The 21,271-nt window shown below is 50.5% G+C and carries 22 protein-coding genes; 14 read left to right on the forward strand and 8 right to left on the reverse strand.

Annotated features, from left to right (window positions below; genetic code table 11):
* Positions 1-15 precede the first annotated feature (15 nt).
* Positions 16-531, reverse strand: coding sequence for a DoxX family protein (locus tag JTE88_RS01595; protein ID WP_204424945.1), 516 nt, complete (start codon positions 529-531; stop codon positions 16-18).
* A 69-nt stretch (positions 532-600) separates the two neighbouring features.
* Positions 601-1,359, reverse strand: a complete 759-nt coding sequence (locus JTE88_RS01600) for a FadR/GntR family transcriptional regulator (RefSeq protein ID WP_204424947.1) — start codon at positions 1,357-1,359, stop codon at positions 601-603.
* Between the two features lie 125 nt (positions 1,360-1,484).
* Between JTE88_RS01600 and JTE88_RS01605 the strand changes: the two genes are divergently transcribed.
* The 7 genes from JTE88_RS01605 to JTE88_RS09200 all read left to right on the forward strand — a co-directional run bounded on the left by JTE88_RS01605 (position 1,485) and on the right by JTE88_RS09200 (position 6,267).
* The gene (locus JTE88_RS01605; RefSeq protein ID WP_204424948.1) at positions 1,485-2,405 is read left to right on the forward strand and encodes an ROK family protein; all 921 of its coding nucleotides are present in this window, start codon (positions 1,485-1,487) and stop codon (positions 2,403-2,405) included.
* The gene (locus JTE88_RS01610; RefSeq protein ID WP_204424949.1) at positions 2,405-3,076 is read left to right on the forward strand and encodes an N-acetylmannosamine-6-phosphate 2-epimerase; all 672 of its coding nucleotides are present in this window, start codon (positions 2,405-2,407) and stop codon (positions 3,074-3,076) included. The genes JTE88_RS01605 and JTE88_RS01610 overlap by 1 nt, the downstream gene beginning before the upstream one ends.
* 57 nt (positions 3,077-3,133) lie before the next feature.
* Complete coding sequence (locus JTE88_RS01615; RefSeq protein WP_204424950.1) at positions 3,134-3,910, forward strand: glucosamine-6-phosphate deaminase; 777 nt, start codon at positions 3,134-3,136, stop codon at positions 3,908-3,910.
* The gene (locus JTE88_RS01620) at positions 3,907-5,067 is read left to right on the forward strand and encodes an N-acetylglucosamine-6-phosphate deacetylase (RefSeq protein ID WP_204424951.1); all 1,161 of its coding nucleotides are present in this window, start codon (positions 3,907-3,909) and stop codon (positions 5,065-5,067) included. The genes JTE88_RS01615 and JTE88_RS01620 overlap by 4 nt, the downstream gene beginning before the upstream one ends.
* A gap of 112 nt (positions 5,068-5,179) precedes the next feature.
* The gene (locus JTE88_RS01625) at positions 5,180-5,788 is read left to right on the forward strand and encodes a sigma-70 family RNA polymerase sigma factor (RefSeq protein WP_204424952.1); all 609 of its coding nucleotides are present in this window, start codon (positions 5,180-5,182) and stop codon (positions 5,786-5,788) included.
* Positions 5,785-6,066 (forward strand): mycothiol system anti-sigma-R factor, encoded by a 282-nt coding sequence (locus tag JTE88_RS01630; RefSeq protein ID WP_204424953.1) that lies wholly within the window; start codon positions 5,785-5,787, stop codon positions 6,064-6,066. Before JTE88_RS01625 ends, JTE88_RS01630 begins: the two co-directional genes overlap by 4 nt.
* Positions 6,067-6,192: 126 nt before the next feature.
* Positions 6,193-6,267 carry a 50S ribosomal protein bL37 gene (locus JTE88_RS09200; protein WP_369801280.1) on the forward strand — a complete coding sequence of 25 codons (75 nt, stop codon included), beginning with the start codon at positions 6,193-6,195 and terminating at the stop codon, positions 6,265-6,267.
* A 100-nt stretch (positions 6,268-6,367) separates the two neighbouring features.
* On the opposite strand, the gene JTE88_RS01635 is transcribed toward JTE88_RS09200, so the two are convergent.
* A complete protein-coding gene (locus JTE88_RS01635) occupies positions 6,368-6,724 on the reverse strand; it encodes a hypothetical protein (RefSeq protein WP_204424955.1) in 357 nt (118 codons plus the stop codon).
* Complete coding sequence (locus JTE88_RS01640) at positions 6,717-7,448, reverse strand: DUF2599 domain-containing protein (protein ID WP_204424957.1); 732 nt, start codon at positions 7,446-7,448, stop codon at positions 6,717-6,719. Before JTE88_RS01640 ends, JTE88_RS01635 begins: the two co-directional genes overlap by 8 nt.
* Positions 7,449-8,156: 708 nt before the next feature.
* Between JTE88_RS01640 and JTE88_RS09205 the strand changes: the two genes are divergently transcribed.
* Both JTE88_RS09205 and JTE88_RS01645 read left to right on the forward strand, forming a co-directional pair.
* Positions 8,157-8,246 carry a 50S ribosomal protein bL37 gene (locus tag JTE88_RS09205; protein ID WP_420826936.1) on the forward strand — a complete coding sequence of 30 codons (90 nt, stop codon included), beginning with the start codon at positions 8,157-8,159 and terminating at the stop codon, positions 8,244-8,246.
* A 107-nt stretch (positions 8,247-8,353) separates the two neighbouring features.
* On the forward strand, positions 8,354-8,935 hold the full coding sequence (locus tag JTE88_RS01645) for a P-loop NTPase family protein (protein WP_204424959.1): 582 nt from the start codon (positions 8,354-8,356) through the stop codon (positions 8,933-8,935).
* Between the two features lie 155 nt (positions 8,936-9,090).
* On the opposite strand, the gene JTE88_RS01650 is transcribed toward JTE88_RS01645, so the two are convergent.
* Both JTE88_RS01650 and JTE88_RS01655 read right to left on the reverse strand, forming a co-directional pair.
* Positions 9,091-10,056, reverse strand: coding sequence for an SPFH domain-containing protein (locus JTE88_RS01650; RefSeq protein WP_204424961.1), 966 nt, complete (start codon positions 10,054-10,056; stop codon positions 9,091-9,093).
* A 153-nt stretch (positions 10,057-10,209) separates the two neighbouring features.
* Positions 10,210-11,457, reverse strand: coding sequence for a DUF5692 family protein (locus JTE88_RS01655; RefSeq protein ID WP_204424962.1), 1,248 nt, complete (start codon positions 11,455-11,457; stop codon positions 10,210-10,212).
* A gap of 172 nt (positions 11,458-11,629) precedes the next feature.
* Here JTE88_RS01655 and JTE88_RS01660 point away from each other — a divergent pair, with 172 nt between their 5' ends.
* Positions 11,630-12,670, forward strand: coding sequence for a hypothetical protein (locus JTE88_RS01660; protein ID WP_204424963.1), 1,041 nt, complete (start codon positions 11,630-11,632; stop codon positions 12,668-12,670).
* A 231-nt stretch (positions 12,671-12,901) separates the two neighbouring features.
* Here JTE88_RS01660 and JTE88_RS01665 read toward each other — a convergent pair whose 3' ends face one another.
* Positions 12,902-13,966: a DUF5692 family protein gene (locus tag JTE88_RS01665; RefSeq protein WP_204424964.1), complete on the reverse strand. Its 1,065-nt coding sequence runs from the start codon at positions 13,964-13,966 to the stop codon at positions 12,902-12,904.
* A gap of 361 nt (positions 13,967-14,327) precedes the next feature.
* Here JTE88_RS01665 and JTE88_RS01670 point away from each other — a divergent pair, with 361 nt between their 5' ends.
* The 4 genes from JTE88_RS01670 to JTE88_RS01685 all read left to right on the forward strand — a co-directional run bounded on the left by JTE88_RS01670 (position 14,328) and on the right by JTE88_RS01685 (position 20,628).
* The gene (locus tag JTE88_RS01670) at positions 14,328-17,591 is read left to right on the forward strand and encodes an HtaA domain-containing protein (protein ID WP_204424965.1); all 3,264 of its coding nucleotides are present in this window, start codon (positions 14,328-14,330) and stop codon (positions 17,589-17,591) included.
* Between the two features lie 128 nt (positions 17,592-17,719).
* Entirely contained in the window at positions 17,720-18,790 is a 1,071-nt protein-coding gene (locus JTE88_RS01675; RefSeq protein ID WP_204424966.1) for a heme/hemin ABC transporter substrate-binding protein, read from the forward strand.
* Between the two features lie 4 nt (positions 18,791-18,794).
* Entirely contained in the window at positions 18,795-19,844 is a 1,050-nt protein-coding gene (locus JTE88_RS01680; protein WP_204424967.1) for a FecCD family ABC transporter permease, read from the forward strand.
* A gap of 1 nt (position 19,845) precedes the next feature.
* Entirely contained in the window at positions 19,846-20,628 is a 783-nt protein-coding gene (locus tag JTE88_RS01685; RefSeq protein WP_204424968.1) for a heme ABC transporter ATP-binding protein, read from the forward strand.
* 16 nt (positions 20,629-20,644) lie between these two features.
* Here the strand turns inward: JTE88_RS01685 and JTE88_RS01690 are convergent, their stop codons facing one another.
* Entirely contained in the window at positions 20,645-21,262 is a 618-nt protein-coding gene (locus JTE88_RS01690) for a GDSL-type esterase/lipase family protein (RefSeq protein ID WP_239519535.1), read from the reverse strand.
* Between the last annotated feature and the right edge of the window lie 9 nt (positions 21,263-21,271).

Raw genomic sequence — 21,271 nt, forward strand, 5'->3', positions numbered from 1 at the left:
GATCCTACGCAGGGTTTAGGAACGTGTCGGAGCTATCTGTTCAAAACGCTGAGACGCGCTCTCAGCAGCTCGTTCACTCAACCGTGCTGCGCGCCAACCAACTGACGGTTTGCCGGAGCGATCAGTAGAAGCGATAAGGGCGCCACCGATGAGTCCAGCTGCAGAGAGCAACCCAGAGATATCCTTCTTCCGAGCAGCCATCGGCTTCTTTTCCCATACGGGATTGTTGGCCAAAGCAAGCGGAATCTGGGTAACGCCCAAGAGAAGCGCAGCAGAACGTGGGGTGCGCGAACGAGCTAGCTGCAAGCCAGCAAGCGTTACGACTGCGCCCGATGCGCGCGTTACAAGATCGAGAGCGGTATCCGTAGGTTCAGAAATTCCTAGTTTTTTATCTAATCCAGCTTTTTGTGCCAATGCCCAGAGTTTACGAGCAGGTTCACGATGGCCTTGTGGTTTCGTTACAGCATCAATGCCGGAGAGGATAAATGGGGTTGCGAGCAAGGGACGAGCAAGTTTGTTCAAAATAGTCATGTCTATAGCTTACCGTTAGCTTCCCGCAGAGTTTGGTAAACGAGGAAAATTACGCTGAAAGTTAAGCAGTCACATATCGATAATCTTTGCCAACGGTCCGTAGTGAGCATCGATAGCCTTCTTGTAAGCTTCAATATCTCCGGCCTCGGCAGCTAAAAGGATATCTCGATGCGCCTGCGCAGTGGCGAGCAGTTCATCCGAAGCAGGAGTTCCCAGTCCAGGGATGAATGCTTGATGTACCAGCCACATTGCGCTAATAAGCTGGGAGATGAGGGAATCTCCAGTAAATTTCGTTAGCGCTTCATGGAAGGCGATATCTTCATCAAGATAGGTACACCCTGCGCTCGCACGTTCAATCATCGTATCAACTAAGGCGTGTAGTTCAGGGTTTTGAGTACCCTTGAATTCATGAACGACCTCTTCAGCGATGCCAAGATCGAGAACCTTGCGGGTGATCACCACTTGGCGCAGACTAGCTTTTCCGGAGGACTGGTCAAGAGCGTTACGCAAAATGAGTGTTTGGACCATAGGTTCAAGTGACAGCGATCCGACGAAGGATCCGCGGCCTTGCTGAACAGTGACGATATCGAGAGCAGCCAGTTGACGAAGTGCTTCACGCACTGATGAACGCGAGACTCCGAGATCTGCGCAGAGCTCTGCCTCCGTTGGTAGAGCATCACCTGGCTTGAGATCATGGTTAAGGATATAGCCTTTAATTGCGTCCATTGTGGCGGTAGAGCGCATGACCGTGCCAATCATGGAACGTTCAGGTGCCGATGAAGTTGTATATTTCTTCAGGATCGCTTGCAATGACTTGTCAGACAACATAGGCTTTATTCTAACGAATACAAGGCATCGTTGCCCTGTTTTTCGGACAGATTTTTGGAACTAATTTTTTCGCCAAAATTCTGCCAGAGCAGTGTGCAATGCAGTAAGAAAGCGTAGGAACAAAGGTGGTTCTACTTTCGCTAGACATTGGTGGTACCAAAGTCGGTTGGGCGATCGTTTCTGGAGGCATTGGCGAACTATCCATCTCAGAACGAGGCTCTATTCCTACTCAGGCGTTCGACGGCGGTGCCCGTGTTGCTGAACGTATCTGTGAGTTGGCAGCCGAACTGGTTGAACGAGTCGATGTCGATGGCATCGCCGTAGCCTCAGCAGGCGTCGTCGATCCACAAACCGGTGCTATTGTGTCAGCAACCGGAACAATGCCCGGGTGGGGCGGTACCGCACTAGGTGATCTTTTGCGTGAAGCAACCACAAAACCCGTCTGGGCCATCAACGATGTTCACGCGCACGGCCTAGGTGAAGCAGTTCTTGGCGCGGGCCGCGGTTTCCGTTCAGTTCTGACATGTGCCGTGGGGACAGGCATCGGTGGAGCCCATATTACTAACGGTCGGATTGTCTTCGGCGACCACAACCTTGCTGGCCATTTTGGTCATATTCACCACCACTTTGCAGCCGACCAACCCTGTTCATGCGGCCGAACCGGCCATATTGAGGCCATCTGCTCTGGCTCTGGTATCACTACTTGGTTCAATTCGCGTTCCACAGACGCCAAAGTCAACAACGGTCGGGAACTCCAAGATTTAGCTGAAAGCGGTCACGAACTCGCCGCTACCACCTTCGCCCAGTCTGCGTATGCACTGGGGGAAGTGCTCGGTTCGCTGGCAAACTCGATCGACCCCTCCGTCGTCGTCCTCTCTGGCTCAATGACTCGCTCTGGGCAAACCTGGTGGTCTGAAGTTCGCCGTGGGTATCGCGCAAGCGCTATGGATTTCGTTGCGGATCTTGAATTACGCAACGGTGAATTAGGATCTGACGCCCCATTATTCGGCGCCGCCCTCTATTACTATTCAAGGGAGAATAATTAATGAATCCGCTTATTGAATCGTTGCGCGGCACAGTCGTTGTGTCAGTGCAAGCCTATCCTGGGGAACCGTTACGCCACCCGGAGACGATGGCGCAGATGGCGCGGGCAGCCGAACTCGGCGGTACGTCAGCTATCCGTTGCCAGGGCCTTGCTGATATTTCGGCCATCAAAGGACGTGTGAAGATTCCGGTTATCGGTTTGTGGAAAGAGGGGGACGAAGGGGTCTACATCACCCCAACTTTGCGTCACGCTCGCGCCTGCTCGATGGCTGGCGCCGATATCGTTGCTATCGATGCTACTGGCCGCCCACGTCCAGACGGTTTAACTTATGCGCAAACCATTGCTGAGCTGAAAAAAGACGGCATTTTGACGATGGCCGACTGCGGATCGTTCGAGGATGCTCAACGTGCAGTAGATGCTGGTACTGACATTATTTCAACCACTCTCGCGGGATACACCGGAGATCGCGAGAAAACTGACGGACCAGATTTTGAATTGTTAGCCCAGATGGTCGAAGCTTTCCCCAACATGCCAGTGATCTGCGAGGGTCGAATCCACACCCCACAACACGCTCGTCAGGTCCTTGAAGCTGGCGCGTTTGCCGCCGTCGTCGGAACGGCAATCACGCACCCAACCTCGATCACCTCCTGGTTTATTAACGCAACAAAATAACGAAACGTTTGTTCGGAAACGAAGAAGTTCTCTCATTAAACGAAAGAAGAATCGCACATGTATGTTGGTATTTTTAAAGATGAAGAAACGCTGGCAAAAGCAGCTGCTGAATATTTGATGAAGAAGCTCAACGCATCTGAGCGCAAGGTTGTTGGTGTCGCTACCGGTTCCACACCACTACCGCTTTACCAGGAACTGCGCGATGCGCATGCTGCCGGCACTTTCTCGCTAGAAGGTTTTAAGGCGTTTGCACTCGATGAGTACATCGGTATCGATCCAGAGCACCCAGAGCGTTACCGCAACGTGTTGCGCGCCGAACTTGTTGGTGACGAGCGGACGGGTTTGCGCGAAGAAGATCTCAACACGCCAGATGGTTCGGCAGACGACCCATATGAAGCGGCAAAAGCATACGACAAGTCGATCAAGGACTCCGGCGGTGTCGTGGTGCAGATCCTCGGCATCGGTTCTGATGGTCACATCGGTTTCAACGAACCAGGTGGTGCTCTGACCTCACGTACACACGTCGAAGCGTTAACAGCACAAACTCGCGAAGATAACGCCCGCTTCTTCGAGAATGATCTGGCCAAGGTTCCAACCCGCTGCATCACCCAAGGATTGGGCACCATCATGGAATGCGAAGTGCCGTTGTTGATCGCTACAGGTGCTGGTAAGGCAGACGCAGTTCGCGAACTTGTTGAGGGCGGTGTTTCAGCCAAGTGGCCAGCCACGATTCTGCAAATGCATCAAGAAGCTGTAGTTTTCTTAGATGAAGCCGCCGCAGCTAAGCTTGAACTCAAAGACTTCTACATGGAACGCTGGGAGTCACTACGATGAGCGTTTTCGAAGGAAAAGTTCTTAACGGCCAAGGTGAATTAGTCGGTGCTGGTCTCGAGATAGACGACGACGGCGTTCTAGTTCGTGTTCTGCCTGCCGGCGGGGAGTTGCCTGACGGCTGGATTACTCCTGGTCTGATTGATATTCACAATCATGGTGGTGGCGGTGCATCATTCCCAGATGAGACTGACTTAGATGGTGTTTATACAGCTATCGAGGCTCACCGTCGCTTGGGTACAACAGCAATGATTGCTTCCACTGTGTCCATGATTGATCCGTTGCCGGCTATCGAAAACTTAGTGAAAGCATGTGAAGCTGGCGAATTGCTCGGCATTCACATGGAAGGCCCGTACATTTCGCCACACAAGTGCGGCGCACAAAACCCGGCTGCAGTCCGTAATCCAGATCTGGCAGAATTACGTACCTGGTTAGAAGCTGGCAAGGGCTGGATTAAAACCATGACAATTGCTCCTGAAGTGGATAACGCTTTTGAAGCGGCATGTTTGTTGCTTGATTTTGGCGCGTTACCTTCGTGGGGGCACACCTCTGGTAGCACGGCTGATGCGCACGATCTGATTGCTCGCACCACCGAATACGGCCGTTCGAAGGGGATAGAGGTTCCACAAACGGCAACGCACTTGTTTAATGCAATGCCAACGCTGGCACACCGTGAGCCGGGGCCGGTCCGCGAACTGATCGCCTCTGCGTGCAGCGGTGAAACTGTTGTTGAGCTTGTGGCAGACACGATTCACGTCCATCCAGATTTGGTTGGGGATGTTGTTCGAGTGATCGAAAACTCTGGTCAGATGAATGGCGTCGTGTTCGTTACCGACGCGATGGCTGGTGCAGGAATGCCAGATGGTGATTATGTGCTCGGCTCGCTGGCAGTCACTATCGTGGATGGGGTTGCCCGGTTAACTGATGGTGGCGCTATCGCTGGTGGTACGGCACGGCTAGCTGAAGAAATTCAGCGCATGGTGGGCGGTGGCCATTTGAGCATGGAATCCGCTGTCCGTTGTTGCGTGGCTGGACCAGTTCGTGCGCTCGCATTACGTGGTGACGAGCCAGGTGTGACGGTTGATTTTGTTGAAGGCGAAAAGCCAAACTTTGTGGCGTTTGATGGCGACCTCAATATGGTGCATTATCAGCGCGCATAATACGTTTGCTCTAAAACGGGTTATCGGCACTTTAGTGTGTTGATAACCCGTTTTACTTATCGTGGGACTGTGATGCGAATTGGATTGGCGTTCTACGGTAAACTATCTCCTGATGAACGATGTAGTCTCAGTCCAAGATCGTAAGCTGTTATCGCACCAATTCGAGGAGCAGGCGTTGCCGCTTCTCGATCAGTTGTATGGTGCCGCACTTCGTCTAACTCGCAATCCTGCTGACGCTGAAGATCTGGTGCAAGAAACCTACGCCAAAGCGTTCGCAGCGTTCCACCAATATAAACAGGGGACAAATCTCAAAGCGTGGCTGTATCGCATTCTCAATAACGCATTTATTTCTAACTATCGCAAAGCCCAACGTAGACCAAAAGAAGCTGATGCAGACCAGGTAGAGGACTGGCAAGAATATGCGGCCTCAACGCACGATTCACGAGGGTTGATGTCAGCGGAAGCTGAAGTGCTTGAGCGGCTGCCCGATTCAGAAATTAAAGAAGCACTGGAACAACTTTCGGATGATCGTCGAACTGTTGTGTATTTAGCTGATATTGAAGGGTTTTCGTATCAAGAGATAGCTGATATCGTCGGGGTGCCAATTGGGACGGTGATGTCTCGCCTTCACCGTGGGCGTACTCAGCTTAGAGAGATTCTTCGTGACTATGCCCGTGAACTGGGATATAAAGTTAAGAAGAAGGCGGAGGAGAAGAAGTGAAGCGTTTTGAAGATTTACTAGAACAACTTGACGAGTGTCACTGTGCAGATGTTGCGTGTGATTGTTCAGAAGTTTTGGTGCACTTGTTTGAGCTCGTCGATGAAGATATGCCAGTGGAGCAGGCTCAGCGAATGTTGCAGCATAGTGCCGGGTGTGAGCATTGTGGCGATATGATCCGTGCCGAGGTTATGGTACGTCTGGCGCTACAGCGTTCGTGCACTTCTGATGTGGCTCCAGAAGAGCTACGGGCACGTATCGTAGAGGTTTTGCAGGGCTAGTTTCGTTTGCGGGAGGCGTAAGCGTGAGTAGCTCCATCGTTATTAATGTGACGCATTAGCTCATTACCCGGTACAATATAGTTTCGTCGTGCCGTAAAACTGCGGCCGAAGGTTAAGGAGTACACAATGTCGAAGCGTTCGCGTAAGCGCCGTGACCGCAAGAAGCGCGGTGCAAACCACGGCAAGCGTCCCAACACCTGATTTTGGGTTCGAAGCTTGGGAATCTCTTGATTCCAATGAAAAGAGAGCGGCTTTTAGTCGCTCTCTTTTCATATGTTAATTGCGCACTGGATTCTTAGGTCTACGCTTTTTCTTTCAAAACGATGAAAGCTGAAGCGATAAGTGCGATCACACCAGCAATGATGATCGGTAGGAATCCCTGCGTCCATGATGTATTAGGTGACATATTATCTGCCGCTTCTACCATAGACCCGAAAGCAAGTATTGCGTAGACGAAGCAGGTAATAGATGAGATCCAAAGCAGCGCCGTAGCGATTCTCGCTACGTTGTTTAGTTGCGGATCTTTAGTCAACAACACAACGGCCGCAACAAACAGAGCTACGCTAATGACAGAACCTATCGGAGATAGGACGTAAGGAGCCAAGATGGCTCCTAGTGGCCACGTCGCCAGAAATGTCTTCTCTTTTGTTTTAGTCAATTATCTTCCCTCCGCCTGGATTGCACATTGAGTTAACAGTCTGCAGGTAGCCGACGTTGGGGCGCCATTCATCGAGAATCCACGTCGATTTCCAAAAAGCAAATTGTTGGTGACAGATATATTGGTCTAGCATACCGTCAAGATTGACATTTAGTCCTCTATTCTTGTATTTCGCGTAAAGTTCGTTCCAGCCCGCAACACCAACTAAATAACTGGGAGCATTAGCACGCGCCCAACCCGTTGGCGAAACTTTAAGGGTCCACCCTTCACCCCGGTGCTCCCATGTTGCCTTTGAAATTAAGTCGAAACCTAACCAAGGATCAGCAACTACCGGATAGGTAACAGCTGCCCCTCGATGTTCTACATGCTGGATAACGGCATTACCCTCGATGGTGTAGTAAGTAGGAACTTCCTTCCCCTTAGCGTCAATTGCCCAAGGGGCAGAAATTTCGCCAACCAGATCATTATTAGAGTTTAGGGTATACACGCCCTTTAAAGGTTCGGTTCTCCCCTCAGGGGGTGTTAATTGTTCTAGTTCCGCACCAGTCGCCAATCGTAAGTCCGAAGATAAATCCAGCGTATGGTGAAATTCTTGAGGGCTATCTAACGAGGTTATGACAGTATTGATTCGTACGCCATCTTTTGTTGCTTGTACTGTTTGAGCGATATTCTTGCCAGCATAAACAACGGATCCATCGTCTGTAAGTGAACCTTTGCTCTTCACTTCCGGGTCTAGAAACAGTTTGGTGCTAGAGGTAGGGGAGGGGCTGTCAACCGAAGTAATAACAACTGGCTTGTAGGCGTCTTTAGGGATCTCTACATCCACATAACCGCGCGAAAGATATCCATCTTCGGTTGGGACGGCTTCTATGTTATTAATAGCTACTTTATCGGGCGTTGATTGAGCGACAATTGTAGCAAGTTCCTAATCGCCTAGATCACGTGAATTCTCAGATAAGGGTGGCGCAAACGCGTAAGTCATAGTGCCGATAGCAAGAGTGCATGAAGTGGCTATTGATGTGAGTAGTGATATTTTTTCATGGTTCTTTTATTCCTCTGAAGTTAGCATTTGGTGAGAGTTCACATGTGTGCCATCGCACTCTTTAATCGTATATGAAATATGTAACCTAGTGAAGTGAAACTGTGAAATAGGTAACATCTCGTTTACGTGTGTGTGGCATCGCAGGTTGGGCTGTCGATACTGGTAGTGTGCCGAATCGAATCTCGTTTTTTCTGTTTTGTTGCGGGGAAGTTGGTGTTGAATTCGGTTTGGATAAGGAGTGAAATATCCCCGATGTGAAATGTGTGGCAACGTCATGATCAAATTCGGCAAGGCCAGTCAAGGCCGGAAATATTAGCTGATTATAGGGTGAAGTCTGCAAGAAAACCCATGTTCGTGGATGGTATATGGCGAAGGTGAGACAATGCGTTCCTGGCAGGCGTTAATGTCTCGAAGCGTTCGCGTAAGCGCCGTGACCGCAAGAAGCGCGGTTCAAACCACGGCAAGCGTCCCAACACCTGATCTTGAGTCCGAAGCTTGGGAATCATTGATTCCATAATAGGAGAAAGCGGCTAATAAGTCGCTCTCTTTTAGTCATCTTACGTTCGTATGAGAAAGGTGCGTGCTCAATGCCAATAGCACATGAATATGAGATCGTGTCAGCTCGGCGAGTGCTGTTTTATGGTGTTACTGGAAGCGGAAAGTCAACGTTAGCTCGGGAATTTGCGCAACTCCGTCACTATCCGCTGTGTCTTGTTGACGAACAAATTGGTTTTGTGCCAGCTTCGGAAGCGGTATGGCAAAATCGGGACGAAAATGAGATGCGTGCGTTGGCAGATCAGTTCACGCAATTACCCGAATGGGTATGCGATTCAGCGTGGGGAAAATTCAAAGATGTCATTTTTTCGCGCGCAGATTTGTTAGTAGCTCTTGACTATCCGCGGTACGTCTCACTCTGGCGCTTGACTAAACGCTCAATTAAACGAGTGATTAGGCGCGAGCATGTATGCAATGGGAATATCGAAACGTGGAGACGTTTATTTAACTCCGAATCGATTATTCGTTGGCATTTCCTTTCGTTTTCACGAAAGCGCCAATGGATGCGAGAGCAGGAGAACAGGAGTACTGGGATACCTGTAGTGCGCCTTACGTCTCCGTCTGCTGCGGAGGCTTTTTTGGCGGCCGTCCGCGTTTCGGTAACTGACCGGTAGTGCCAGGGAGTCGGCCAGCTCTTCGTAACCCATCTCGAAGAATGACTTCGATTTGCGCGTTGACTGAGCGCAAATCGTCCTCGGCCCAGCGGGCAACGGCATCGTGAACCGCTGGGTCGAGGCGTAACGAAATAGCTTTGCGAGGTGTCATAAGCTTACTGGTAAAGACCTCCAGCATTAATGACTGGTTGTGTCTGTCCATCAGAACACAGAACTACGAGCAGGTTGGATACCATTGCGGCCCGTCGTTCTGGGTCAAGATCCACAATGTTTTTCTGTTCGAGCTGATCGAGTGCCATCTCAACCATGGAGACGGCGCCGTCAACGATTGTTTCGCGAGCATCCACGATTGCTGCAGCTTGCTGGCGCTGTAGCATTGCTTGGGCGATTTCAGGAGCGTAAGAGAGGGAAGAAATGCGGGTCTCCACGATTTCTAAGCCGGCAACGCTCACTCGCTCGGCAACTTCATTAGCTAGCTCAATGCTGATGTCCTCGGTTGATCCGCGCAGTGAGGAACGTCCATCAACAGGAAAGTCGTAAGGATGTTGAGTGGCGATATGACGGAGTGCTGACTCAGATTGGGACTTAATAAAGTCTTCATAGTTTTCAACCGAGAACTGCGCCTTCGCGGTGTCTGCGACCTGCCAGACAACAATTGCTGCGATATTAATAGGGTTTCCAGAGTAGTCGTTAACCTTCGTCTCGTTGGTTTCAAAGTTGCGTACGCGCACTGAAACTTTTTTACGATTAGTGAATGGGATGGTGTAACTGAACCCGGTACTCCGGATCGTGCCCATGTAGGTTCCGAAAAGCTGAACGACGCGAGACTCACCCGGGGAAACGATCGTGAATCCAGTAAGTAAAAAGAATGCCAGTAAGAAGACGATGCCGCATATAGTCATGACGACATTTGTTTGAGTGGTGGCAGTGCCATTATCTTGCGCAATCGCGCCTTGGATGAAGAACCATGAGGAGAGTCCGATAGCTGCCAAGATGCTGAAAAAGAGAAGGATCGTTCCAGCTGATCCTAGTGCCCATGCTTTCTTTTCTGTTATATCTACCCGGATGCCAGAGTGGCCGACTGGGTCGGCGGCTACCGTGACTGGTGTTGATGTGTCCATATAAAGTCCTAACCTCTAAAAAGTGATATAAAAATGATATCACTTTTTAGAGGTTAGGTGAAGAGTGTGCATAGAGTTTGCATATCTGGCCTTAAAACAGACCATAACCACTATTTATTGCGTGGCATGCGCATTCTATGCTCGCTAGCTCTCTTACTTCTTATGCTTCGCTTTGTTAGCAGGCTTTGAAGTGGAATCGATGAATCCAAGCTGCTCAGGAGTTTCTGGAATTTCATTGGTAAGCCAACGTGCGGTGTCCTCATCGGCGTGGTGGCGAACAATCGTACGGAACTCGCTCATTTCAAAGTACAAGCAGTTGGTAAGCGGGTTGCGCTTGTGCTTGATGATCTTGTAGAGCCAGTAGATGAACAATCCGATGTTGAAGATCAATGCTGCCCAGGCGCAGACAATATTGGCAACTGGGTTCATCGTTGCATAGTTCGTCATCGAACTTGGCTTGACCAAAAGTTCAGGCAAGAGGTTGTTTGCGGCAATCCAGAACATGAGTGTAAAGCAGCGGAACCAAATCCACTGGCCCTTTGCCCATGTGAATGCTGGAATTGTACAAGCGAGCAACAGTGCAAACGTGCAATACCAGGTGTAATCGGCTAACGCGTTGTATAGGAAGGCGTGGTTCCACAAGTCGTAGGCGATAACCCATGGCCAGACCATGTCTACCCAAATCAGGCCACGAACTTGCTTCTTACCGTTTGCCAGTGTTGTTTTGGATTCTGATGTAACGAAGATCTTACCTAGACCAGTGATGGTGATGATGTTCAGCAGTCCAGCAAGTGCAGAAACGAGGTTCCAGTGCCCGCCGATCGTGCGGAATCCAGTTGCTGGATCGATACCGACGTGGTTGGCTTCAAAGTTAGCTGCCAGTGCCTGATACCATTCGGCCGAATGCAGTGGCGCGGTGATGCCGCGCGATTCCGGTAGCCCGTTGAGGACGTCAATCGAATGTGCGGCGTTGATATCCATCAAACATTGCGGACTTGCGGCACACGCGTAGTAGGAATCGGCTTGGAAGAAAATCGTAACGTCGCGAATATTGGCTTCCATGATGTTGATGGATAGACCGAGCCATAGTGCGATACCCATCCAAAGTGCATACTTCCGTGCCTTGTCAGGATGGCGTTTGCCGAATACGAGCAGGTAGCCGGTCATGGTTGCGGTGGCAATCATGATGACGAATTTACCGAACGGGAACCAACCAACCATAGGAACGCCGTGGATGATAACGTACGGCATCACGGCGATGCCACCGATGGTCCATAGGGTGAAGATGGTCCAGTTCCAGCGTCGATTGATTTCGGCGACGGCGATCTGTGCGACCAGGACGATTACCCAGAAAAGATAAACTGAGGGAGTTCCAATCTCCCAGAGGAATAGTGATGACATGAGGTATCCTTCGGCTTTATAGTGCAGGAAAGTGCGAGTCGAAAGCGATACATAAATGTATCGACTAGGACTTTATCCTCAATATTAACGTGAAAATTTTGAGATACTGGAGACTAACGTCACAGGGTGGTGGCAGGTCGTCATTGTACGACGTTACACAGAAGGAGATTCGATGAAAAAGTCATCGTGGATGAAGCTTGGTGGAGCTGCGGCGCTCACCGGTCTTAGTGGTCTGGTTGCTTTCAGTCAGTTTAGTGGCAAAGCAACGAAGGAAGAACAGGAGTGGGTATATCCTGGCGATGATCTGATCGATGCGAACTATGACAATGGATATTCGTCAACGTATGCCATTGATATTGATGCTCCAGCTTATGCTGTTTACCGTATTTTCAAGCAGATTGGTGCGGAAAAGTCTGGTTCTTTCAGTTCAGAGTTCCTCGAGCGTACCTTCGCTCGACTACCGTTCTTCAATTCCTATGAGATTCAAGAAGAGTTCCAGCAGCCAGATTCCATGGTGCCAGGCGATATTGCGGCGTTCGATTTCCATGGTATGTCAATGGAATGGGCAGACGTTGTTCCAGGTAAGTACATGGTGCAGTGGGTGGACACCAAGAATCCGCCAGCCGCTCCAGGTTCTTACGCATTCCGTTTCCCATTCATGAAGCACTTTGCTGCTGCTTGGTGTTTCTATTTCGTGCCATTGAAGGGTGACCGTTGCCGATTGATCAACCACTGGCGTATTGGTTTCGAACCGGATAATCCAACGATTTCAGCGATCAACTGGATTAATATTGAGCTTATTGGTGGTGTCATGACGCACCTTCAAAACCTGTATGTTAAGCGTGTAGTTGAGTTCCGCAAGAAGCAGCACCATACCGGAAAGATGATGCGCGGTATTTTGGGTGGACGCTGGTTTAATACCGGTACCCCAGCTGGTCGTTGGGATGGGACCCCGCTATTTGAAGAAACCTATACTCAGTGGATGCGTTACGGTCGTCAATCTCCAGCCGTGGCAGAAATCCGTGAACCCGTCACGGACAACCCCGAGTGGCCACCAACGGGCCCAGGAACACCGTGGGCTGACATTGTCGACGAGGATTATTTCACTGATTGGGAAGAGCCAGAGTTCTCTTGGGAAGAGCAGATTCGCCAGAAGAAGGAAAAGACCTATCTCAAGGGATGGGGTAAGAAGAAGCCTTCAGAAGAGAAGTAATTCATCTGAAAGATAGTCCTGACGAAGTGAGCGAGTGCCATGTGGTGTCCGCTCACTTCGTTTTTAGATGAGGGTTTATGAATGGGAAAGTAATTTGTCATAGAAAAGTGGGTTCCGGTGTGCGTGGTATTAGGTAGCGGTTAGGGGAAATGAAGAGGCGATAGAGAGTGGAATCGGGGAACTAGTACTAGTTCCCCGATTCCACTCTCGTAGAAGTTGTTAGTTGATCACTCAGTTTTTTGGGCGTATCCCTTTACGCTGCTTTGCGGCTTTTCGATAGTGTAGTTCTTCGGGAGTCTTACCTAGACGTCCGGCAATAGCTATCTTGTCTTCCTCGGATGCATTCCTGCGGACCATGCGAATGTATTCTGGAGTATCGGAGTAGACTTCGACCTTAAATGGATTACGTTTGAGCGTAGCGATGCGGTAGAAGTGGTATCCGAAGACGGCGACATTGACAACGAGCGCTAGGAATGAGAAGAGGAATAGTGCTGTTGAGTTGTAGCTCGAACGATGAGCAAACATTGAGTCGTGCATGAAGTGTGGGAACGTAAGGACGACTGCAGACCAGAGAGTCAGTGTGTAAGCGCGGAACTGAATCCACGATCCACGCATGCTTGGGAATAGTGCCGGAATGGTGCATGAGGCTAGTAGAGCAAGACCGGAGTACCATGCTCGGTCAGGCAAGCAATTGTAGACGTATGCGAAATTCCACAGGTCGTAAGCAATAATCCATCCAAGTGTGAGATCGCCCCAGATGATTGCTTTGCTCTTGTTGCTTGCAACGAAAATTCCGACCCAGCCGGAGATTGCCAGTAGATTGAGAATGCCGGCAATGCCGTTCATATAGTTCCAGCTACCACCCGAAATAGTTAGTCCGGTTGCTGGGTCTAGACCATGAATATTTGCGCACTGGAAATCACGGATAACGGCTTCGAGGATGTTAATGGCAAGAATGATAGGCGGAATCATGAGATACCACTGGTTCTTACGAAGCTTTTGCGAATATTGTAGTCCAACTAGGGATAGTGAACCGGCTAGTGCTGAGTATTGCTTGACAATCGGGAACCATCCCTCAGCTCGCGTTCCTTGAGTGGAGTATGGCCACCAGAAAATTGTGAGCAGAACTGGTGCGATCACGAAAACGGCAAGGACGACCCATTTATTGCGTTGGGCTAGCCAGGCTGTGAGTGCCAGCGCTGCAGTGACGGCGATAAGCATCGCGTAATCCCACCATTCGCCAACTTCGAAGGCGAAGAGAGTGGGGTAATCAAGAGCAGGAAGTGCTGTAAACATGTGTACCCTCATTGTAAATACGGAAGTGTGTTGTGAATAACATCGTATATCTATATTAATCACTTTCTTTCCTAGAAGATAGGACTTTCGTGTGGTTGTTTAGTTGCTCTGACGATAGTCGAGTGCTGATTTTTGAGGAGTAATAAGGGTTGCTGGGCCATTGACTTGTTAGGACATCCTAATGTGCATGTGTCGCTATGAGCTTGTTAGTGTGTGGCAGGGAAGTTGCTGGCAAGGTGGTGAATAAGTTGCATATTGATTTATAAGGTTGCCCTAAGTAGCATATTTCTGTCATGAAAAAATGATGTTTATTTAGCCTGAATGTAGGAGTAATTTACACATGGGCCGCACAATGAGGAAAATGCTTATTTCATCAGCGCTGGCGACAGCGCTGATGATGGGTAACACCATCCCAGCCTTAGCTAGCCAAGAAAATGAGGCGGGTACGAATGAACCGTCTTTAACCGCTACGGAAAAAGGAAGCGCTGAAGAAAGCGCGGCCGTTGCAAACGACGATGTTGCAGTAGCTCAGCCAGCTCAAGCCGCATCTGTCGATGAGTCAACCCAACCAACCCAACCTGTCGTAACGCCAGCTGAACCTGTTGCGCCTGCTACCGAAGTCACTGAGCCAGTTGCTCAAACCGAGGCAAAAGTTCTGAGCGGATCCGCTAACTGGGATTTCCGCCGCTCATTCCGCGACTACGTCGGCTCTGAAGGTGAAAAACTTACCGAGACCACTATTCTCGAGCAGGGAAAGAATCTACTTTGGAGTCTCGCTCCGAATCAGCAACTCGACTTCTCCAAGCCTGCTGGAAAGTTGCACTTCACCGGTAAAATCGAGTGGTCGAAATATGATGGCTACCTCAATGTTTGGATCGCAAATCCAACCATCGACTTTGACACCAAAAAACTGCTTGCTGATGGCTACACCAAGGGCACGATGGCCAAGGCCGGACAAGTTCAGTTTGAACAGAAACCGATTGCAGAACTTGAAGATCTGAAGGTAACTGAAAAAAATGGCTATGTTGTGGTGTCCTCTCTTGATCCAGTGTTAACAGAAAACGTCAAGTCGCTTGTTGGCTTCTATGCTGGTGAAAAGGGTGCGCCTTTTGTTGCTACCATCGGAACGGTGGCCGAAGATGCAGCTATTCCTGCACCCGTCTTGTGGGAAATGTTCCCTGACCGCTGGAAAGACCCAGTAAATGGCCCGGTTTACAGTGATGATCCGCTCACAGATATTCAAATCCCAGACGCTAACCTCGATAAATGTATTCGAGAGCAGGAGGGCGTCGATCCAAAGATCCCAATGACAAACAAGGTACTCGAGGGAATTCAATCGTTGAGTTGTGCCGCTTCCGATATCAAAAGCTTAGAAGGTTTGGAAAAGGCAATTAATCTAGCCTCGATCAATCTATACCAGAATAAGATTACTGATCTTGGACCACTACGTGACTTGACGAAGCTCGTCAGCGTTTCGGTAGGTAAAAACCAGCTAACGTCGCTCGCGCCATTAGCCAAGCTGACAGATCTCTACACGTTAAACGCGGAAGAAAACTGGTTGACGGATGTTGCTGCAGTTAAAAACAAGCCTTATCTGTCTACGCTCAATCTTTCCCACAATCGTATTAGTGACATCTCTCAGTTGCCGTTGTTGGCGGAGAGCCCAGAAGCAGACGCTATTGAAGATCTCAATCTCTCGTACAACCGTATTTCTGATCTTTCTGGATGGAACGATCTCGTCCTTGCTAAGAGCGTGAACCTTTCCCACAATCTGATCGAAGATCTTGGCACTCTTCCCCTTAAACGTGGCATTCGGAAGCTTGACCTAGAGCATAACTTCATTAGTGATCCGTCAGCGCTCGCTAAATGGAAACCAAATGCTGAATTCATCACCTGGATTAAGCTTGCACATAACTCCTTTGGGCAAGAAGGCTGGGATTCTCTAAAGCCATTAACAGAGATTGTTGATGAATATTGGGGCACCAAGAAGAGTTTACTACGTGGCGCTCCTAACGAGGATCAGAATGCGGAAGACCTGCGCAACACTGAGACTAAGGCAGATGTTCAGGCATCACATGACGATCAAGACAAGAAGATTGCTACAGAAATCGCAAAGATTAAAGAGGAACTTGAAGCTAAGCGGCAGGCTGAAGAAGCACGCAAGGCTGAAGAAGCACGCAAGGCTGAAGAAGCACGTAAGGCTGAAGAAGCACGTAAGGCTGAAGAAGCCCGCAAGGCTAATGAAAACGATGCAAAAAACAACAAGATCTCTGGCTTCCTCGACTGGGGCGTGAAAAAAACCTTCCGTGAGTACATTCACGGATTCGCCGCCGGAGACTGGACTCTGTCAAACGGTGTGGTTGGTGAATTTAAGTTCCCGGTAAAGAATGACGGAAAAATCTCGACAGATAGCCTCACGGAGATCAACTTCGATGGCAAAGTTCATTTCACAGGACATCACGGTCTGCTCGATTTAGCTATCTCGGAACCAACAGTCAAAAACGAATCCGGATCGTGGAAACTATACGCAACCGTTGACTCACGCGCTTTTGACAAAAAAGATATCGGAAAAGTCTTCGCCGGAATCAAAGTTCCTGCCGGAGAGCTCACAACCAATCGAGTAGCCATCGCGAACTTATCGACACCAGAAAAAGTTACCAACGGAAACGAAACAAAGTTGTCATTCGCCAGTGTCGTACTCACGGCTCAAGGAGCGCAAGCATTCGCTGGTTTCTACAGAGTAGGTCAGGAACTTGACCCACTTACCATCGTGCTCGGTGTGCCAGCACAGTCACCTAATGCAGACAACGAAAAGCCATCTGCACCAGGCGAAAATGGAACCGATGTTAACCCAGGATCTGGAAATGACCAACAGGCACACCCAGAATCCAACGCCACACAAAACCAAGCCAATACTCCTGCACCGATCAAGAAGTGCGAAGTTGATCCAAACAAGAAGCGGATTACCAGTGGAAACCTCAGCTGGGGAATTCGTTCTTCCTTCACCACCTATGTTCGTGGCTCCATCGCTCACGGCGGTTGGGATCTCAATGGAGCTTCATGGAACGGATCGACGTTCAACTTCCCAGCAACCGGTGGCTTATACAACACTGCAACACGCACTGGAAACATTTACTACGGTGGAACAGTCCACTTCACCGGCCACGACGGGATTCTTGACCTCACCATGAGTAACCCAAGCATCTCAATCAACGGCAACAGTGGATCGCTCTACATGACTGTCACCGGCTCAGATATGAGCGGAAAGAAGTTCGAGCTCGGACGAGTCAACTTCGCAACCGTTTCCTTGAACGGAATCTCGGTTTCTGACGGCGCATTGAGCTTCAGTGGAGCTGCAGTTTCTCTCACCGAACAAGGTGCCAAGGCATTTGCCGGATTCTACAAACCTGGTGAAACACTTGATTCGATGTCCTCACAAGTCACCTTGGTGCCAGCAACCGAATGTGATCCGGTAACCGGCGAACTCATCGAATACGGTGCATTCGGTACCGCCCTTGCCAAGACGGGTATCGAAACCCAAGGTATGTTACTTGGTTCGATTCTTCTGCTCTTTGCAGGTCTCGGAGCACTCGGTGTTCGCCGTAGGCGCTTACACGTTGCGTGAGGTAAATAAACCGACAAGAAAACAACCTAAAAATAACTGAGTAAAATCAGTTACGACCAAAACAACCAACGGTGTGGAGCACAACATGTGCTCCACACCGTGTTCGGCGAAAAGAACTAAACACCACCATGAACCGAAAACTAGCAGCACTTCTCGCTTTGTCAGCATTAGCACTCAGCGCCTGCACAACACCCGTCCACCCTGATGAAAAACCACAAGAAACCTCTGCTCCACGCAGCGAAAAAACAACCACCAGCATTGAATTGCCAAACCCACACGACATGAGTGGACTTCGTGTGGTTGCCGATATTGACGATCCGCAACCAATTAGCGGAAACTTCCCGCAGAAACTGCCAGTCACAGTTACTGATGTCGAAGGAAATAGCGTCACCGTCACCGACACATCCCGCATTTTAGCGCTCGATCTTCCCGGCACGTTAAGCCGGACTGTCATTGCCCTTGGATATGGGGAAAACCTTGTCGGTCGCACAGTCTCTTCAACCGAACAACAACTCCAAGCACTACCGGTAGTCACCGAAAACGGGCACACGCTCAATACTGAAGCTATTCTCTCCCTCAACCCTACGGTAATTATCGCTGACCGTAGCGTCGGACCGCCAGAGGCGCTCGACCAACTTCGCGCTTCTGGCATCCCTCTTGTCCTCATCGACGCCCAACGCGGACTAGAGCAAAACACGCCACTGATTACCGCAGTCGCCCAAGCACTCGGAAATCCAGAAGCCGGCCAAGCACTCGCCAAACGCACCGAAGAAGAAACCCGCGATGCGCTCGAACAGATTAAAGACTGGACCCCTGAGCAACCAATGGAAGCAGCCTTCCTTTATGTGCGCGGAACCGGGGGAGTATTCTTCATTCTCGGAGCCAACGAAGGCGCTTCGGCGTTGCTCACATCCGTTGGGGCAAAGGACCTCGCTAGCGAACAAGGAATCACCGGGCTCACCCCTGCCAATGCTGAATCCCTCGTCGCACTTAACCCAGAAGTCATCTTCACCATGAGTGCCGGTCTCGAATCCACCAACGGCGTTGAAGGACTTCTTGCTCGACCTGGCGTTGCCGAAACTAGGGCCGGTCAAAACCAACGGATAGTCGCCATCCCAGATGGACTATCACTATCGTTTGGTCCACAAACTGGTCAAACCCTGCTTGCTGTGGCCCGCGCGTTATACGGAATTGAGTAACCATATGGCTTCTGTCACTGCGGGCATAGCCCGTCGAAACGCACGTGTGGCCCTGACCTTTGCAATCGTGATCATCGCTTTGTGCTTGGCAACTTTAGTCTCGGCCCTATTGGGGCAATACCCCATCGGTGTAGGCGAAGTGCTACGCTCTCTCTTTGCACCCCTCGGCTTGACTGAATACCCGCACGAGCCCCTCGCGTTTTCAACCCTGTGGAACATCCGTTTTCCGCGAATTTGCCTTGGCCTGCTCGTCGGTGCTGCACTCGCAGTGGCCGGCGCTGTCATGCAAGCGGTTTTTTCCAATCCGCTTGCCGAACCAGGAATCGTGGGTGTATCGTCCGGAGCCTCCGTCGGTGCAGCCTTGGCACTCGTTTTCGCACCCCATGCGCTCGCAGGTTTTTCTGTGCCACTTGCCGCGTTTCTCTCTGGCTTGGCAGCTGCGACAATCGTGTACACGCTCTCGCGCTCCCAAGGCAAAGCCGACGTGATTGTCCTTGTGCTAACCGGTATCGCCGTCACCGCCGTGTGTACCGCTCTAGCATCCATCGCAACCTATATCGCGCCCACAACTGCTCGCGACCATATCGTATTTTGGCAAATGGGGTCGCTTAACGGAACGGTCTGGTCCCACGTCTGGATCGTCGCTATCGTTGTCACTTTCGGTATTGCGGTGTCCTTCACACTCGCGCAACAGCTCGATACTCTCTCTCTTGGAGAACGTGCAGCTGGCCACGTAGGTATCAACGTTCAGCGCCTGCGACTCATTGCAATCACGTTAGCTACCTTACTGACTGCGGCTGCAGTCTCTTATGCCGGAGTTATCGCCTTCGTTGGACTGATCGTTCCGCACGTGATGCGGTTAGCGCTCGGCCCAGTAAACCGAGTGCTCCTGCCAGCTTCGATGTTTGCCGGTGCGTTACTGATTACGCTCTCAGACCTTGCTGCGCGTACAATCATCCCGTTTGCTGATCTGCCGATCGGTATTTTCACGGCACTAGTTGGTGGGCCAACCTTCTTTATTTTGCTTCGTACTCGACTACGGATGGGACGATAATATGACTAGTTTGCGCATCTGCGGGAATGTTGCAGTCGCAGCCTCAGACATCGCATTCGCATACGGGAGTCGCACAATTTTGCACGATATCTCTCTGACAGTGAACTACGGCGAAGTCGTTGGTTTGCTAGGGCCAAACGGAACGGGAAAATCGACACTGGTGGGTATCATGGCCGGCGATCTTGAGCCTCAAGCTGGCACAGTTGCCTATGGCGGAACCGACTTGATTGATTTTTCGCGCCGAGAATTGGCACAAACACGATCAGTCATGCCCCAAGCTATCGATTTTCCATTCTCTTACATGGTGCAAGATATTGTGGCGATGGGGCGGCAATGTTGGGCTCCAAACCCGCAACACGATCAAGAAATAATTTCGGCATCACTCGCACGTACCGACGTCGGTGGCTTTGAAGATCGTGATGTCACTCGACTATCGGGAGGCGAGAAAGCGCGGGTTACCCTAGCGCGCGTGCTCACCCAAGAAGCTAGTGTTGTTTTTCTTGACGAACCAACAGCAGCGCTCGATATTGCCCATCAGGAACGGACGATGCAGATTTGCCGGGAGCTCGCCCAGGCCGGGCATGCGGTTATTGCCGTCATGCATGATCTCCAACTCGCTGGCACGCATTGTGACCGGATTGCGTTAATGAGTGAGGGCAGTATTGCTGCCTACGATACGCCCGAGGTGGTATTGAATCCAGAACTTCTAACCCGCGTCTACAACTGGCCAATTGACGTGATACGAGTTGCTGACGGGCGATTAGTGGTTTTGCCACAAAGTTGATAGCGCCGGCAGGGGGTTAAGTGAGAGATTCGTGTGGAGTGACGCCGAGCCACTCATGCCACCCTTTATGTAATACGAGCCATGCCATGAGGCCATAGCCGGCTTGACGTGGGGTGTAGGTGGCGGTCATCGACATATCTGTTGCCCATTGTTCGTGGTTGAATAGTGGTGTGAAACAATCGACGTAAGGAACGTTGCGTCGCGTACACACATCGGCAAATGCTTGAGTCAGATCGTTTTGATTACGTAGCGGCTGGTCGTTTCGTGGAGGCGGGCCGACGACAAATGGCGAGAGACCCAGACTCATGGCGTTATCAAGAATATTGGCAACGTAAAGGCGAGAGCGAGCAAGGGAAAGGCTCTTTTCCATATCGTGAGAACCGAGCCCGAGTACGAGACGATTATCCGCTTTGCGATCCATTCGGTTAACGACGTCGTTCTCCCATCGAGCAGCTAAAGCTTCAGTACCTTCGCCCGGGGTTGCCAGAGTCATATGCATCAGCGGTGGTTCGCAGGCGGTACGAGCCATAACGCGACCAGTCCAACCCAGTGCGCGTGCGTCGCCGAAGCCGGCGACGAGTTCATCACCGACGAACATAATGCGCATGGGATGCTCTACATTATCTCTGGTCATCTTTACCCT

Origin of the sequence: Arcanobacterium phocisimile, assembly GCF_016904675.1 — a bacterium.
Taxonomy (GTDB): domain Bacteria; phylum Actinomycetota; class Actinomycetes; order Actinomycetales; family Actinomycetaceae; genus Arcanobacterium; species Arcanobacterium phocisimile.

Bases quoted from the DNA above. Each gene is read 5' to 3' on its own strand.
- JTE88_RS01645 (WP_204424959.1), top strand. From the start codon at position 8,354: ATGCCAATAGCACATGAATATGAGATCGTGTCAGCTCGGCGAGTGCTG.
- JTE88_RS01615 (WP_204424950.1), top strand. From the start codon at position 3,134: ATGTATGTTGGTATTTTTAAAGATGAAGAAACGCTGGCAAAAGCAGCT.
- JTE88_RS01610 (WP_204424949.1), top strand. From the start codon at position 2,405: ATGAATCCGCTTATTGAATCGTTGCGCGGCACAGTCGTTGTGTCAGTG.
- JTE88_RS01690 (WP_239519535.1), bottom strand. From the start codon at position 21,262: ATGACCAGAGATAATGTAGAGCATCCCATGCGCATTATGTTCGTCGGT.
- JTE88_RS01665 (WP_204424964.1), bottom strand. From the start codon at position 13,966: ATGTTTACAGCACTTCCTGCTCTTGATTACCCCACTCTCTTCGCCTTC.
- JTE88_RS01620 (WP_204424951.1), top strand. From the start codon at position 3,907: ATGAGCGTTTTCGAAGGAAAAGTTCTTAACGGCCAAGGTGAATTAGTC.
- JTE88_RS01660 (WP_204424963.1), top strand. From the start codon at position 11,630: ATGAAAAAGTCATCGTGGATGAAGCTTGGTGGAGCTGCGGCGCTCACC.
- JTE88_RS01670 (WP_204424965.1), top strand. From the start codon at position 14,328: ATGCTTATTTCATCAGCGCTGGCGACAGCGCTGATGATGGGTAACACC.
- JTE88_RS01595 (WP_204424945.1), bottom strand. From the start codon at position 531: ATGACTATTTTGAACAAACTTGCTCGTCCCTTGCTCGCAACCCCATTT.
- JTE88_RS01600 (WP_204424947.1), bottom strand. From the start codon at position 1,359: ATGTTGTCTGACAAGTCATTGCAAGCGATCCTGAAGAAATATACAACT.
- JTE88_RS01625 (WP_204424952.1), top strand. From the start codon at position 5,180: ATGAACGATGTAGTCTCAGTCCAAGATCGTAAGCTGTTATCGCACCAA.
- JTE88_RS01650 (WP_204424961.1), bottom strand. From the start codon at position 10,056: ATGGACACATCAACACCAGTCACGGTAGCCGCCGACCCAGTCGGCCAC.
- JTE88_RS01655 (WP_204424962.1), bottom strand. From the start codon at position 11,457: ATGTCATCACTATTCCTCTGGGAGATTGGAACTCCCTCAGTTTATCTT.
- JTE88_RS01675 (WP_204424966.1), top strand. From the start codon at position 17,720: ATGAACCGAAAACTAGCAGCACTTCTCGCTTTGTCAGCATTAGCACTC.
- JTE88_RS01680 (WP_204424967.1), top strand. From the start codon at position 18,795: ATGGCTTCTGTCACTGCGGGCATAGCCCGTCGAAACGCACGTGTGGCC.
- JTE88_RS01685 (WP_204424968.1), top strand. From the start codon at position 19,846: ATGACTAGTTTGCGCATCTGCGGGAATGTTGCAGTCGCAGCCTCAGAC.